This is a genomic window from Methanosarcina sediminis (genome assembly GCF_052056915.1).
Classification (GTDB): Archaea; Halobacteriota; Methanosarcinia; order Methanosarcinales; family Methanosarcinaceae; genus MTP4.
The window spans coordinates 1363168-1378308 of the sequence record NZ_CP195119.1; the positions used below are offsets into that span (position 1 = coordinate 1363168).

Here is a 15141-nt window from a genome sequence, read left to right on the forward strand (position 1 = left end):
TTTGCTGAACCCCGGTTTTTGCTGTACACTCAGCCTTTCCTGTACACTCAGCCTTTCCCGTACATTCAGCCTTTCCCGTACATTCAGCCTTTCCTGTACTCTTCCACCACTCCCAGAAGGGCTTCAAAGGCGGAGTCTATGGAGTCCTTCAAGGTTATGATTTCCTGAGAATTGAACTCGGTTTCGGAAATTCTTTTTGAGAGGTAGCGTCCCATTTCTTCGGGGGCCGGGCCTCCGGTTACTTTCCGACGCTCGATATTCGATACCGGGTCAAGGGCTTCAAGTACCATTTTTTCCGTCAATCCCCTGCCCGAAAGGGACTCCCCTAGCACGACTTCGGCCACGGAGTCTATCTTTTCCAGGGTTGGAGATTCCTTTTCCCTTGCCAGCACCCCGACGAGCTGGTGAGCGGTCCTGAAAGGAATTCCGGTTTCCCGGACAAAGGTGTCCGCAAGCTCGGTGGCGGTGGTAAACCCTGTGACCGCCTGGGCTTCAAGCACTCCGGGGCGGACATTCATGGTCCTGATCATACCTTCCATTACCCTGACCGAGGACCTGACGGTTTCCACGGAGCGCCAGATGTTCGGGGTAGCTTCCTGCAGGTCCCGGTTGTAGCTCAGGGGAAGGGCCTTACAGATTGAGAGCAGGGTCATGAGAGCCCCGACCGCAACGCCTGTTTTCCCGCGCATGAGTTCGGCTGTGTCCGGGTTTTTCTTCTGGGGCATGATCGAGGAGGTGGAGGCGTAGGTGTCGTCCAGTTCGATAAAGTTGAATTCGGAAGAGGACCATACCACCAGTTCCTCGGCCATCCTGCTCAGGTTGATCATGAGGTTTGCAAACACGGAGGCGCACTCGATAAGGAAGTCCCTGCTGCTCACAGCGTCCATGGAATTTTCCAGCATGCCCGCAAAGCCCAGGAGTTCCTGGGTCCGCTTCCGGTTGAGGTCAAAGCCCGTGGATGCGAAAGCCGCAGCCCCCAGGGGGCAGAGGTTGACCCTGGAAAAGGCGTCAAGTACCCGGTCAAAGTCCCTCCCGAAAGCCGCTTCATGGGCACAGAGGTGGTGGGCCAGGGTCGTCGGCTGGGCGTGTTGCAGGTGGGTAAAGCCGGGCATGAGAGTCTTTGCATGCTTTTCGGCAAGAGCAAGGAAAGTCTTCCTGAAGGCAAGCAGTTCCTCGAGCAGCCCAAGCAGTTCTTCCCTGAGAGTCAACCTGATACAGGTCGCAACTTCGTCATTCCGGGAACGCCCGGAGTGCATCCTGCCTCCCACGTCTTCTCCCACCATGTCGATTAGCCGGGATTCAAGGGAGATGTGGATGTCCTCATAACTGAAATCAAGCTTTTCCATGCCCTCTTCCCTTATCTTCAAAAGCCCGTCCAGGATTTTGCCACAGTCCTCGGCCTCAATGATCCCCTGCTCCTTCAGCATCACGGTATGGGCAAGGTCCACTGCGATGTCGGAGTAAAAAATCCACCTGTCAGCTTCCATGGAGGAGGTGTAGCGCAAAATTTCCTCGTCCGGGGCTGCTTCTAACCTGCCTCTGCGTAAAATATTACTCATCTGAGTCCCTCTGTATGATCTTCGTGAAATGAATTTCTGTGATGTGATTTTGTTCTGATATGAATTTGATATGATATTATTTTGGTTTGATTTGAATTTGGTTTGATGTGGTTTTGCTTTGATATGAATTTGATATGATATTAATGTGATTTTGAAATTTTGCTGCCTGTTTGAAAGGCAGCCGGAATACTCTAAAATCTGCAGCGTGGTATTGCTCCAAACAGTTAAATATGAATCGCTTTCCCTGATTTGCCGTATTTTTGGGACTTTTGCATTCAGAGACTTTCGTATTCAGAGACTTTCGTATTCAGAGACTTTTGTGTTCCGGAACTTTTGCGCCTGGAGAAACCCAAGCAACCGGAATTAGTCATCTCACGTCGTTCTTGTTCCGTTCACCGAAGGTGAACGGCTTTTCCAGAATAAAATAGAAGAAAATTGAAAGTAGTCTGAAAAACCGGCAGTAGTTGAAACAAAACAAAAGTAAATATAACCGGTTCTTTGTTGTCTTTTGTGGGAAACCATCACAAAAACCAACAGGGGTTTGAAGTGAAAATCATTTGATCCATAGAGAATGATTAAGAGGCATCTAACCTGTAAATAATCTTTACAACATCTTCAACTTATTTAATTTCTTAATTTTCATTTCCTTTTTGTGAGGGCCGCCAGGAAAGCTGGCGGAGGCACCTATTCACATCTGATTGAAAAGCGGTTTCCGGGTTCAGGTGAAATATTTCCCTGGCCATTTGTCCCCCTTTTACAACAGATGCCTTAATGAGCGTTTTCCAACCCTTTAAATTTTCCCAGGTTCTGTAAAAAAGCTAATCAGGAATTAAAGTATAAAACTAATTAATGTCCGTAGCTGAAAAGTACAACAGAATGTCTGCAGTCTACGATTTAATGGAATCTCCCATGGAATTCTTTTATTACAGCAAATGGAGAAAAGAAGCCCTTTCGAACTTAAGGGGAATGGTTCTGGAAGTAGGGGTAGGGACCGGAAAGAACCTGAAATACTATCCTGAGGACTGCTCGGTCATAGGCATTGACAACAGCGAAGGGATGCTCGAAAAAGCCCGGAAAAGAGCCGAAGGCATGAAAAACGTGACCCTGCTTTTGATGGACGCCGAGCACCTGGAATTCCCGGAAAATAGTTTTGACTACGTGATAACGACCTTTGTCCTCTGCTCCATCCCGGACCCCGTAAAAGCCCTGAAAGAAATGTATAGGGTCCTGAAACCCGACGGCGAAATGATCAACCTGGAACATATGAGGAGCAATAACCCTTTGATTGCTGCTTATGAAGATTTCATCAACCCGATTTCGGTTGCTCTGACAGGCATTAATGTTAACCGGAGGACTGTGGAAAACATCGGAAAGGCGGGTTTTAAGATTAAGGATGTAAAAAACCTGGCTTTCAAGGACGTTTTCCGGAAGATCAGGTCAAAGCCATGACCTTCTTGAGATTAGCAGGTTTTCATATCTATGACTACATTCTTAAAGTGAATGCGCTAATTTTTTAACAATCCGTAATGTAGGGAAGAATATATACAGATGAATTAAAACAAAAAAGTATTAAACTGATTAATTTTATTTCACTAATATGTACTTTAACGCCACAGAGATTATAGAAACTGTGAGTGATCAAAGTAATTTAATAAGTATAATTATTGGGTCTGGAATATTTGGTTCTGTATCAACATTAATTTTTCGACATTTTGATGGTATAAATAAAAAAAAAGCTACTCTTTATTATCCGCTATTCCTGGCTTGTAGTGCCATCATTGAAGTTGTTACTGAATATAAAATATTAGGACCGGTTAACTGTGAAAAGCAGCTTATTTCATCTTCAAAAACTCTTGATCAAATCATTTACAATCACGGTAGTCTTATATATCTTGAAGGAAACGATTTGCGGAAACTCTTACAAATGAAGACTTCCGTTGATAGAAATATCCAATTTTTTGAAGACATTAGTTGGAAATCTTTTGAAGATATGTTGAAAAATAAGGAGTTCGCTGAGATTAAAAATGATGCAACTTATCTACTCTCAATATCAAAAAATAACGTTAAAACTCTGAGGGAAATTCTGGTGTGAATCAATGGGAACCTACTACATATTTTTATCCTGCAATAAAATTTCAGTTGAGGATGCACACATTCAAGAATATATAAATAAGAGGATACCAAAATCAAAGGATATTTTTATAAGGTGTATTCCTAAGCATGATAATTTAGAATACTCCAAATATGCGATTGATAAACGTGTAGGTAGCAGTATCTATATAGTTAATACTAATGAAGAACCGGATTATGTGAACTCGTGGGAACTCGGATATGCGATGGGTAAAGGATTAACTATTATAGGTTATTCTGAAGGAAAGAACGAAATAAAAATTCCGGAAGATATGAAAAATCTCATCAGACCTATACCTAAAGATATCAATCAATTTGTGGAAAATATTAACCTCACACTTGATGAGTTGACCCCTAAAGAAGAAGTTATTGAAGAAGACTGGAATCGACAGCCCATACCTGCTAAAAAAGAATTTAAAGAGGGGATTTAATGGCATTTCAAAGAGTAAATTCCAGGAAATTAAAACAAGCAGAAAAATTTCAAAAAATCGCCATTAAATCACATAAAATAGGGGGATGGGATAAAGCACTGGAATTCTACGAAAAAGGCTTGGCGATATTTAAAAAACTCGGAGATAAGCAAGGAGTTTCAGATTCTTATGGTAACCTCGGGTTTTTGTATCAGGAGAAAGGGGAATGGGATAAAGCACTGGAATTTTACGAAAAAAGCTTGGAAATAAAAGAAGAACTTGGGGATCAGCAAGGAATTTCAGGTTCTTACAATAACCTCGGGCTTTTATATCAAAACGAAGGGAAATGGGATAAAGCACTGGAATTTTACGAAAAAAGCTTGGAAATAAAAGAAGAACTTGGGGATCAGCAAGGAATTTCAGGTTCTTACAATAACCTCGGGCTTTTATATCAAAAGAAAGGGAAATGGGATAAAGCACTGGAATTTTACGAAAAAAGCCTAGATATATTTAAAGGACTTGGGGATCAGCAAGGAATTTCAAAATCTTATGGTAACCTCGGACTTTTGTATCATAACAAAGGAGAATGGGATAAAGCGCTGGAATTTTACGAAAAAAGCCTGGAAATACAAGAAGAACTTGGGGATCAGCAAGGAATTTCAAAGTCTTACAATAACCTCGGATCTTTGTATAAGGACAAAGGAGAATGGGATAAAGCACTGGAATTTTACGAAAAAAGTCTGGAAATAAAAGAAGAACTTGGGGATCAGCAAGGAATTTCAAGTTCTTACAATAACCTCGGGCTTTTATATCAAAACAAAGGGAAATGGGATAAAGCACTGGAATTTTATGAAAAAAGCCTAGATATATTTAAAGGACTTGGGGATCAGCAAGGAATTTCAAGTTCTTACAATAACCTCGGGATTTTATATCAGAGTAAAGGGAAATGGGATAAAGCACTGGAATTTTATGAAAAAACCCTGGAAATAAAAGAAGAACTTGGGGATCAGCAAGGAATTTCAACATCTTATGGTAACTTCGGACTTTTGTATCATAACAAAGGAGAATGGGATAAAGCACTGGAATTTTACGAAAAAAGCCTGGAAATACAAGAAGAACTTGGGGATCAGCAAGGAATTTCAAAATCTTATGGTAACCTCGGATCTTTGTATACGGACAAAGGGAAATGGGATGAAGGGCTGGAATTTTATGAAAAAAGCCTGGAAACAAAAGAAGAACTTGGGGATCAGCAAGGAATTTCAAAGTCTTACAATAACCTCGGGATTTTGTATCAATACAAAGGGGAATGGGATAAAGCACTGGAATTTTACGAGAAGAGTCTGGAAATAAAAGAAGAACTTGGGGATCAGCAAGGAATTTCAATTATATTTAGCAATAGAGGAGAAATCAATCTCAAAACCGGTAACTGGGATAGTGCAAAAAAGTATCTAGAAGATTCACTCGAAATAGCAGAAAAACTTTCTCCGATCTCAACAGTTTCTATACTTGAGAATTTAGGGGAGCTATCCAGACTTGAAGACAGATATAATGATGCTGTGAATATTCTTGAAAAATCAATGAATATTGTTAAAGATGTCGGGTCAAAACCTCAGGAAATAGGTATTCTGGAAAAATTAGGAGATGTATATGTAAGTAAATATGTCTCTGAAGAAAAGGAAGAAATAGAGGGTCTCGAATTAGCAGAAGTTTACTATAATGAAGCTTTTGAACTTGCAAAGGATTTGAAAATCCCTCTTCAGGAAGCAACAGCGACAAGAGGGCTTGGAATTGTTGAATCTAAAAAAGGAAATATGGCTGAATCAGAGAAATATTTCCGGAAATCCATTGAGATTCTTAGAAAACTGGGTGCATCTTTTGAATTACAGAAAACATCTTTGGAATATGCAAAAGCCCTTTATGAGAATGATGATCTTTTTGAAGCCGAAATTAGGGCAAAATCGGTCGCATTCGATGCTCAGAAAAGCAACAATTATGAATTATTAAGAAAAGCATATCTGTTACTTGGAGATCTGGCAATAAAACAGGATGATAAATACGAATATTACCTTAAATCTCTAAAAACTGCAGAATTCAATTCTAAAATTTACGTCCGAAATTGCTATCATTTGATTTTCCGCATGAGAAAAATGGATCAAGATCGTTTGACGAAATTTATACCATTACTAAAAGAACAAAATGATGAAAAATATTTTGATCTTTTCCTTGAATCTTTAAATAATAAAATTGAAGGTAAAGAGTATGATATAAGCGAATTCCCAAGCAGTTTGGCACAGGAACTTGAAAAATTCGAGACGATACCTGCTTCACTGTAGTGATTATTAATCCTGCTCATTATGTGTCCAAATTTCCTGAAATCCAGATCTTAGAAAGATACTCTATTAAACAATAATAACTAATTCTTAAATGGGATGCTGGGGAAAACAAAGCGCTATCTTCAGGTTACGCGGGTCATTTTGAAGTACAACCTGCTGCTGGGGCTTTACAGGGACCTTCACGCTGATTATATTTCAACCCCTCAATGTACCTGTACCTATGACCTGGAGAACCGGGAGACGGCTGTCAAGCTCAGGCAGGCGTTTGAGGAGCTGGGACCTACTTTTATAAAGATGGGGCAGACCATGAGCAAGCGTCCGGACCTTGTGCCTCAGACTTATGTCGTGGAGATGATGAACCTCCAGGATAAGGTGAAACCCCTTTCTTTTGAGGAAATGACGGATTCCCTGGACCTTGCCTGCATCTGTGAGTACGACCCTCCTGAACTGCGGAAAAAGAAAAAGAGCCGGGAAGAAATGGAGGCTTCCGGGAAGAGGAAGAGCCAGGCTTTCATTGAAATTTTTGATGAGTTTGATACCACGCCCATTGCAAGCGGCTCCATTGCCCAGGTCTACAAGGGGGTCCTGGAAGGGGAGCACGTGGCCGTGAAAATTCTTCGCCCGAACCTCATTGACATTATAAATACGGACCTTTCCATTATTGACGATTTCAAGCCTATCGTAAAGAAAGTGCTCGGGATCGGGAAGAACTTTGACATTGACGCATTCCTTGAAGAGATCCGGGATATGCTCACGCGGGAAGTTGACCTGAGGATCGAAGCCATGAACATGCGGCGTTTCGGGGACAATTTCAAAAATGAGAAAAAAGTCTCGGTGCCGAAAATCTATCCCGATTACTGCTCTGCCAATGTCCTGACCATGGAATTCATCGAAGGGGTCCAGATAAAAGATGTCATCGACATGGACATCCCGGGGTCGAAGAAATCCGAGTATACGAGGATAATAACCAAGAGCTACCTCAAGCAGGTCTATATCGACGGTTTCTACCACGCAGATCCCCATGGGGGAAACATGCTTGTCCGGGAGGATGACACTATCGCAGTTATCGATTTCGGGGCAGTAGGGAGCATTGATGACGAACTCAAGCGGAACATGCTGGAGTTTTACTACTCGGTCAACAACCGGGACGTGGAAGGAGCTACCGAAGGCTTCCTGAAAATCGGGAAAGCAAAGGCCAAGGGCGTGGATCTTCGGAGGCTCAAGAAGGACATGGATGACCTTATCGCAAGCCAGAACTACGGGCTTGAGGGCAGACAGAGCGACAACTACGCAAAACTCGGGATGAAATACGACATCAAGCTTCCTGGGGAGTTTTCAACCCTCCAGCGGGCAATCCTCCTGATTGAAGGGGTCTGCCTGGAACTCGACCCCCGCTATAAAATCCAGACAATCGCGATTCCGGTCCTTATGGACGCCTACAAAAAACTCAGTACCCCTAAAGGCCCTGCTCTCCACCTCGAGTTTTCCGCCGAGCCCAAGGACGAAAAGGCTGAAATCAGGGCTGCTGTCCAGGAACTGGCTGACAGGATGGGGGATATGGGAGACCGGCTTATGGAAGTGCAGGAGAAAGAAAAAAAAGATAGGGGTTTTTCGAAAGAATTCTACGTTGCGGTCCTGCTTATCCTTTCCACTTATATACTGCTGAGTGGAGAAGCTTTTGCCTGGGTGGGAGCAGCCGGGTTTGCGGGAGCGCTTTTAATCTGGCTGTTTACACTTCTTCGGGTCTCATGATATGGCTTATGGGAAGATAGGTGGCTTCGAATATCTGGCTGTGAGTTTTGATAAAAAAGCTCTAATAAAAGAGAGTATAAAATAAATGTATAAAATAAGTGATTGAAATTCGTGAGATTGGTTGATAAAATAAGCGAGATGGGTGGATAAAATAAATGGAAACTTAAAAACTCAGATCCATTAATGTGGGGGTGACTGCCCTGGTGCAGGAAACTATAAAAATAGAAAATATAGAGTGCGATCACTGCGTCATGCGGGTTGGAAGAGCTATTGCTGCCGTAAAAGGGGTAACGGAAGTCGATGTAAACCTTGAGAAAAAAGAAGCGGTTATAGATTTTGAAGAAGATGAAACCAATCTGGGAGAGATCAAGGCTGCAATCAGGGATGCCGGGTATGAGCCCAGGTGAAACAGGGGCATTCCATGTTTAAATAAGGACATTGATGGTTTATTACTGGTTATTTTTGTTTATTGTTAACTTTTTAAATGAAGGGGGTTTGAACATTACTCAGGAAGCCATAAGGGTTGAAGGCATGTCCTGCGGGCACTGCGTCATGACCGTCAAAAAAGCAATTGAATCCTTGGAAGGCGTAAAGGAAGCAAATGTGAGTCTGGAAGATAAAAAGGCAGTTGTTGAATACGACGAAAAAAAGGTAGAGCTTGAAGATATCAGGGCTGCAGTAAAGGAAGCAGGGTATGAACCTGTATGATCTATCCTGTTTCTGCAGTCCTGCATGACTGTTATCAGGTTGCCGGAGGAAGCAGGGTATGAACTGTATGATCTATCCTGTTTTTGAAGCCCGGACCGCTTTTTACAACAGTAGGGGCAGCTGGACAGAATCATTATATACGAATAAGTGCAGATTTTGATATACAGGGAAACGCAAGCGTGTGTTTAACTGCTGATGCTTTGGGGGTGAAAACATCAGGGAGACATCACTGATCGTGGATGACATGGTCTGCAGGTACTGCAAGAACATGGTCTCCAGACTTGTTAGCTCTATCAACGGAGTTTCTCGTGTAAACGTAAACGTTCCGGACAGGACTGTAAATGTGACCTACGACAGCAAGAAAACCGATGAATACGTCATAAAAATGACCCTGCTCGAAGCCGGGTACAGGCTTTAAGCTATTCAGGAACCGGATACGGGGGGTGGCTGCCCTTCCAGAGGGGCCGGGTTCCGGAACAGGCGGCATTTCAATGGATTTCAGGATAAAGGTCTACGGCATGACCTGCGGTCATTGCCAGAAAAGGGTAGCTGAGGCTATCTCCACCTTGGAGGGTGTAGAATTCACAGAGGTCGATCTCGAAGCCGAAGAGGCTAAAGGTAGCTTCGACCCCGAAAAAGTAAGCCTGGAAGATATAAGGGAAGCTGTTAAGGCAGCCGGGTATGAAACTGAAAAAGGAGAATCTGAAAAAGAAAAATCCTTAATTGTAGCTTCGGAAGAGATACCCGAAACAACTGAAGAAGAAGAAGAAGAAGAAAAAGTTACGGCAATGGAACCTGAACTTCCTGGGAAGGGGATCACTCCCGAAAAAGAAGTTAGGGCTGGAAAGGGAACAGAAGCAGGGGAGGAAGTAGAGGTCGAAAAGGAAGCAGAGGCAGGGGAGGAAGTAGAGGTCAAAAAGGACTTAGAGAAAAAAGCAGCCCTGAAAGCTGATTCTAAAACCGTCCCTAAACCCGCTCCTGCCACTCCTGCCACTCCTGCCACTCCAAAATCCACTTCTGAAGCCGCCCCTAAAGAAATCACCCTTCGGGTTTCGGGTATGACCTGCGCCGCCTGTGCGGCAAATATCGAGAGAGTTCTGAAAAAGAAGGAAGGGGTGGAGTCCGCAGCTGTAAACCTACCGCTCGAAAAAGCCAATGTGAGTTTTGAGCCATCCCGGATTTCTCCGAAAGAAATAGAAGAAGCCATCGAGTCAATAGGGTACGGGGTTGAGAAGGATACCGTTACCCTGGACCTGCAGGGCATGAGCTGTTCGGCCTGCGCTGCAAACATCGAAAGGGTCCTGAACAAAACTGAAGGGGTAATTTCGGCTTCGGCAAATTTCCCGCTGGAAAAAGCTGTGGTGGAATTTGATTCTTCCCGGGTCTCGGTCCGGGAAATGATTGCAGCTGTCGAGAGCATCGGTTATAGGGCTTCCGTAAAGGTCGAAACCGCGGAATATGAGGATAGGGAACGGGAGTTTCGGGAAGCTGAGATCCGTAAGCAAAAGAATAACCTGCTCATTGCCCTGGCTCTGGGGATACCCATCTTTTTTGGAAACATGAGGATGATGATCCCTTTTTTTTCCTTCGTTCCCGCCTTTCTTTCTGACCCGATTGTGTTATTCTTGCTGGCAACCCTGGTCCTCCTCTTTCCGGGGAGGCAGTTTTTCGTCGGGACATATAAGGGTTTCAAGCACGGCGTAACCGATATGAACCTCCTGATCGCCGCAGGGACAGGGTCAGCTTACCTGATAAGCGTGGCCTCGACTTTCCTGGACCTGGGACCCGGCTACGACAGTACTTACTACGACACGGTTTCTTTCCTGATCATTTTCATTGTCCTCGGGCGCTACCTGGAAGCCAGGGCAAGGGGGAGGACTTCGGAAGCCATCAGGAAACTGATGGGGCTCAGGGCAAAGACTTCCCGGATCCTGTTTGAAGGAGAAGAAAAGGAGGTCCCCGTTGAAGAGGTGGTCGTGGGAGACACTGTGGTGGTCCGTCCCGGCGAAAAGATCCCTGTGGACGGGGTTGTTACGGAAGGAAACTCGGCGGTGGACGAGTCCATGCTGACCGGGGAGAGCATTCCCGTGGAGAAGGGAAAAGGCGATACGGTTATAGGAGCTACCCTGAACAAGACCGGGGCTTTTAAGTTCAGGGCCACGAAAGTCGGGGCAGACACTGCCCTTGCCCAGATCATAAAGCTCGTTGAAAGTGCCCAGACCATGAAAGCACCCATCCAGCGGGTTGCCGATGTCTTTGCCGGAAATTTTATCGTAGCTGTACACATAATTGCCCTGCTTGCGTTTTTCTTCTGGTTCTTTATAGGATACTGGCGCTACGGCGTGGGCGAGTCCGAAGCCCTCCGCGGAATCAGCCCTTTCCTTTTTTCCCTGCTGATAGCAATCACCGTCCTTGTAATTTCCTGCCCCTGTGCCGTGGGCCTGGCAACCCCTGCAGCCATCATGGTAGGCACGGGCAAAGGTGCGGAAAACGGGATACTGATCAAGGGAGGGGAAGCCCTTGAGAGGGCACACAAGCTTGATGCGATCGTTTTTGACAAGACAGGGACCCTTACCGAAGGCACCCCGAAACTTACGGACGTCCTGCCGGCCTCCGGCAGGGAGGAAAATGAGGTGCTTTTCGTTGCAGCAACGGCTGAAAAAGGATCAGAACACCCTCTTGGAGAAGCGGTGGTCAAAGGGGCTGAGAAGCAGGATATAAAGCCCGGGAATGCAGCGGATTTCAAATCGATTCCCGGCAAAGGGGTGGAAGCCTACTTCGAAGGAAAAAGGGTTCTCCTGGGCACCCGGAAGCTGATGGAAGAAAACGGGATTTCTTTCAGGGAACTTGACGCCGATATGAGTAAGCTTGAGGAAAACGGAAAGACGGCAATGCTCATTGCCCTTGAAACCGAAGCCCTGGGACTGATTGCCGTAGCCGATACCCTTAAAGAGAGCTCGAAAGACGCGGTTCAGACTCTCCGGAAAATGGGAATCGAAGTTGTGATGATAACCGGAGACAATGCCTCAACCGCAAATGCCATTGCAGCTCAGGTCGGGATTGAGAGGGTGCTTGCCGAAGTGCTGCCCGAAGCCAAGGCGGGAGAAGTCAAGGAACTTCAGGAAGAAGGCAAACTCGTAGGAATGGTGGGCGACGGGATAAATGACGCTCCTGCCCTGATCCAGGCCGACGTGGGGATCGCCATGGGCGCGGGAACTGATGTGGCTATGGAATCCGCCGAAATCGTGCTGATCAAGAACGACATCATGGACGTGGTCGCAGCCCTTCGCCTGAGCCGTCTGACCATCCGCAAGATCAAGCAGAACCTGCTCTGGGCTTTCGGATACAATGCCCTTGGCATCCCCATAGCTGCAGGAATTCTCTATCCTTTTGTAGAGCGCATCCTGATCTCCCCGGAACTTGCAGCAGCGTTCATGGCCCTTAGTTCGGTTTCAGTGACCACCAATTCGTTGCTCATGAAAAGAAGTAAGATTAAATAATTTCAGGGTGGATACTCCTGTGCTTCAATAATTTAAGGAAGAATCAAGACATAATAACCATATATCTGAGAAAAGATGGCTAAATATCTGAGAGAAGAGGACTAAATATTCAGGGCGGATGCCTGCAAAATCTTTCGAATCAAATTGTGTTCCGACCAAACCTTTTATGATCGAAAAGTAACCCACCACATTTAAAATAACTTCAACACTTAAAACAACCAGTAAGCTTCGAACAATTTTTAGAGATATAGTCTCTACAGTAAATGGGTGAACTCCATGGTGAAATTTGGACCTAAGGACAAAAGGACAAGGCTTGTACTCCTTGCAAGCCTTGCAACCTCTATAGTGATCTTGAACCTGTTTTTGTTTGGAGCGATCCTGACCAACATGATTCGGGGGGACATGTCCTACACCCACGTGGACATGGTGGCAGGTGCAGTTTTTGTCTTTGTTATAACCATGATAATTTCACTGTCCCTCTGGCCGAAAATCATTGACCGACTTGAGAGCAGGGAAGAAAGCAAAAAAGCCTCCTGATCTCCGGGAATTACCTATTACCATGCAAGCAATTATATCAAGATTAATAATTCAAATCCAGGTGTTAATATGAAAAACTCCATTAGAAAACTGGGGCTCATAGGGGCCGGCCTCTGTGCAATGACCGAAGAAAAGATCGATGCACTCGTAAAGGATCTGGTCGATAAAGGGGACATAAATAAGGAAGAAGGCAAAAAACTGGTTCTGGATATGCTCGAGGAGAGCAAGAAACAGAAAACCGATCTTGAGAAGAAAATTTCCGAGAAAATCCAGGAAACCTTTTCAAAAGCCGATGTGATTTCTAGAAAAGAGATGCAGGAACTTGAAACCAGAATCGCAACCCTTGAAGAAGAAGTCCGGAAAATGAAAAACAAAGAAAAGATGTTTTTCAAGTGAAAACAACCTTTCCTTTTTTTGTTCAGGTCTTATGACCACATATTTTTTTAGTTACGTTTTTTAGTTTCTGTTTTTAGTTTCTGTTTTTTAGTTTCTGTTTTTTAGTTTCTGTTTTTGCAGGTGGGATATATCTTTTTACAGTTCTTCAATCACGATGTCTTCCTCAAGGCTCACATTTTCAAGCAGTGCCTCGAGTTCTGCCATATCGGCTTCAAGTTCCAGGATTTCTGCCTCGTTAAGCTCCAGTTCCTCTGAATTCGGGGCTTCTTCTCCTGCTTTGGCGGCATCGGAGTCAATTCCCGATTCTTCTACTTCAGCAGCGTCGTTCCCGACGCATCCGGAACCCACAATCCAGACCATTAAAGCTGAGAGGATGAGCAGGTGAGTGAATTTTACCATTGAATTCCTCCTTAAATCCCGTTTTCTCCGTCTTCTTCAGCGGAACCCCCAGTTTCTCCATCCTCCGTATCATCTCCGCCTGCATCATCGTCTGCATCATCGTCTGCATCATCGTCTGCGTCGTCGCCTGCATCATCGTCTGCATCATCGTCTGCATCGTCGCCTGCATCATCGTCTGCGTCGTCGCCTGCATCATCGTCTGCATCGTCGTCTGCGGCATCGTCTGCATTGTCATCTGAGGCATCGTCTGCATCATCGTCTGCATCGTCGCCTGCATCATCGTCTGCGTCGTCGTTTGCCTCGTCGTCTATTTCATCTGAATTGAGGTCTTCAGAATCATTTTCTTCATTGTTATCTTCGGTTTCGTATTCTTTAAGTTCATTGAAGATTTCTTTCAGTAGATCGTTTGCTTCGTTTATGGTTTCAAGGGCTTCACGCAACTGGTTGTTTGCCTCTTCCATTTCCCCTTCACCTGGATTTTCCTCCCGGTAGGTTTCTTTGGCTTCTTCCTGCTTTTCCCGGGCATCTTCCATTAAATCGTCATAATCATCAAGTTTATCATCCAGGTCTTCCAGTTTTGCGAGTTCATCGGGATCTTCAGTATTTTCTTTTAGAGTCTGGATTCTATCGCGGAGCAACTCTGAGAGGGATTCCGACTTAGCCAGGGATTCTTCCATCTTCTCGCTGACAGTCTGACCTGCTTCGAAAGCTGCGTTTTTCTTGGCGTTGTTCCAGACTCCCCTGACGGATGTAGCAGAATTTGCGAAGTCTTCGATCTTGGCATCTTCAGGGGCATCTTCAATTGCTTTCTTTTCTTCCTCAAGCTCTTCTATCTGATCTCTGATAGCGTCAATTCTCTCTTCTGTGCTGTTGCTGTTTGACTGCTCAAGGTTGTATATTATGTTCTCGAGGTGGGCTATCATGTAGTCGATGCTTGAGGTAAGATATGCCCTGGTAGCTTCCCTTTGCGTATCCCCAAATTCTCCATTCCGGATCTGGCTCCTGATCCTGAGAAAAGCCCCTTTCGCGCCCTGGTATTCTTTTCTCCGGTTCTGAACTTCTTCTTTCAACTGTTTCTTTTCATGGATTCTTTGCTGTATCAGTTCCTTTTTCTTGAGAGGTTCGAAATCCGAATCTTCTTCGTCTGCTCCCTCTTCAGTATCTGCATCCTCTCCAGTGTTTGAACCTTCGGAATCTGCTACTTTCCATGACTTCCCATTCTCAGCTCCATTTTCTACACCCTGTCCGTTTCCGGCAAGGGCGGTCGCAGGTAGGATGCTGAAGAGGAGAAGTATGATAGTAAAACAGGATAAATAGCGTATGACTTTCTCTGATTTTTCCATCTGACTGCCTCCATTAATCTGTTATAATTTTGTAACTGATGCTCTATTGGAAAGGAGAAAATATAAGCATTCTT

General features: G+C 44.7%; 14 protein-coding genes. 11 read left to right on the forward strand and 3 right to left on the reverse strand.

Annotated features, from left to right (window positions below; translation table 11 throughout):
- Positions 1-83: 83 nt before the first annotated feature.
- Positions 84-1559, reverse strand: coding sequence for an argininosuccinate lyase (gene argH, locus ACSAZK_RS05660; protein WP_440956409.1), 1476 nt, complete (start codon positions 1557-1559; stop codon positions 84-86).
- An 849-nt stretch (positions 1560-2408) separates the two neighbouring features.
- Between argH and ACSAZK_RS05665 the strand changes: the two genes are divergently transcribed.
- From ACSAZK_RS05665 to ACSAZK_RS05715, 11 genes are all read left to right on the forward strand, one after another.
- Complete coding sequence (locus ACSAZK_RS05665; protein ID WP_440956410.1) at positions 2409-3008, forward strand: class I SAM-dependent methyltransferase; 600 nt, start codon at positions 2409-2411, stop codon at positions 3006-3008.
- Positions 3009-3156: 148 nt separating this feature from the next.
- Positions 3157-3651 carry a hypothetical protein gene (locus ACSAZK_RS05670; protein ID WP_440956411.1) on the forward strand — a complete coding sequence of 165 codons (495 nt, stop codon included), beginning with the start codon at positions 3157-3159 and terminating at the stop codon, positions 3649-3651.
- A 4-nt stretch (positions 3652-3655) separates the two neighbouring features.
- Complete coding sequence (locus ACSAZK_RS05675) at positions 3656-4120, forward strand: hypothetical protein (RefSeq protein ID WP_440956412.1); 465 nt, start codon at positions 3656-3658, stop codon at positions 4118-4120.
- Positions 4120-6432 carry a tetratricopeptide repeat protein gene (locus ACSAZK_RS05680; RefSeq protein ID WP_440956413.1) on the forward strand — a complete coding sequence of 771 codons (2313 nt, stop codon included), beginning with the start codon at positions 4120-4122 and terminating at the stop codon, positions 6430-6432. Before ACSAZK_RS05675 ends, ACSAZK_RS05680 begins: the two co-directional genes overlap by 1 nt.
- A 96-nt stretch (positions 6433-6528) precedes the next feature.
- The gene (locus ACSAZK_RS05685) at positions 6529-8184 is read left to right on the forward strand and encodes an ABC1 kinase family protein (RefSeq protein ID WP_440956414.1); all 1656 of its coding nucleotides are present in this window, start codon (positions 6529-6531) and stop codon (positions 8182-8184) included.
- Between the two features lie 203 nt (positions 8185-8387).
- Entirely contained in the window at positions 8388-8591 is a 204-nt protein-coding gene (locus ACSAZK_RS05690; RefSeq protein ID WP_440956415.1) for a heavy-metal-associated domain-containing protein, read from the forward strand.
- A gap of 88 nt (positions 8592-8679) precedes the next feature.
- Entirely contained in the window at positions 8680-8892 is a 213-nt protein-coding gene (locus ACSAZK_RS05695; protein ID WP_440956416.1) for a heavy-metal-associated domain-containing protein, read from the forward strand.
- Between the two features lie 235 nt (positions 8893-9127).
- Positions 9128-9310: a heavy-metal-associated domain-containing protein gene (locus ACSAZK_RS05700; RefSeq protein WP_052718268.1), complete on the forward strand. Its 183-nt coding sequence runs from the start codon at positions 9128-9130 to the stop codon at positions 9308-9310.
- A gap of 73 nt (positions 9311-9383) precedes the next feature.
- Positions 9384-12392 (forward strand): heavy metal translocating P-type ATPase, encoded by a 3009-nt coding sequence (locus ACSAZK_RS05705; protein ID WP_440957113.1) that lies wholly within the window; start codon positions 9384-9386, stop codon positions 12390-12392.
- 276 nt (positions 12393-12668) lie between these two features.
- Positions 12669-12929, forward strand: a complete 261-nt coding sequence (locus tag ACSAZK_RS05710; RefSeq protein WP_440956417.1) for a hypothetical protein — start codon at positions 12669-12671, stop codon at positions 12927-12929.
- A 69-nt stretch (positions 12930-12998) separates the two neighbouring features.
- The gene (locus ACSAZK_RS05715; RefSeq protein ID WP_440956418.1) at positions 12999-13325 is read left to right on the forward strand and encodes a phasin family protein; all 327 of its coding nucleotides are present in this window, start codon (positions 12999-13001) and stop codon (positions 13323-13325) included.
- Positions 13326-13460: 135 nt separating this feature from the next.
- On the opposite strand, the gene ACSAZK_RS05720 is transcribed toward ACSAZK_RS05715, so the two are convergent.
- Both ACSAZK_RS05720 and ACSAZK_RS05725 read right to left on the reverse strand, forming a co-directional pair.
- Entirely contained in the window at positions 13461-13724 is a 264-nt protein-coding gene (locus ACSAZK_RS05720; RefSeq protein ID WP_440956419.1) for a hypothetical protein, read from the reverse strand.
- An 11-nt stretch (positions 13725-13735) separates the two neighbouring features.
- On the reverse strand, positions 13736-15067 hold the full coding sequence (locus tag ACSAZK_RS05725) for a hypothetical protein (protein WP_440956420.1): 1332 nt from the start codon (positions 15065-15067) through the stop codon (positions 13736-13738).
- Between the last annotated feature and the right edge of the window lie 74 nt (positions 15068-15141).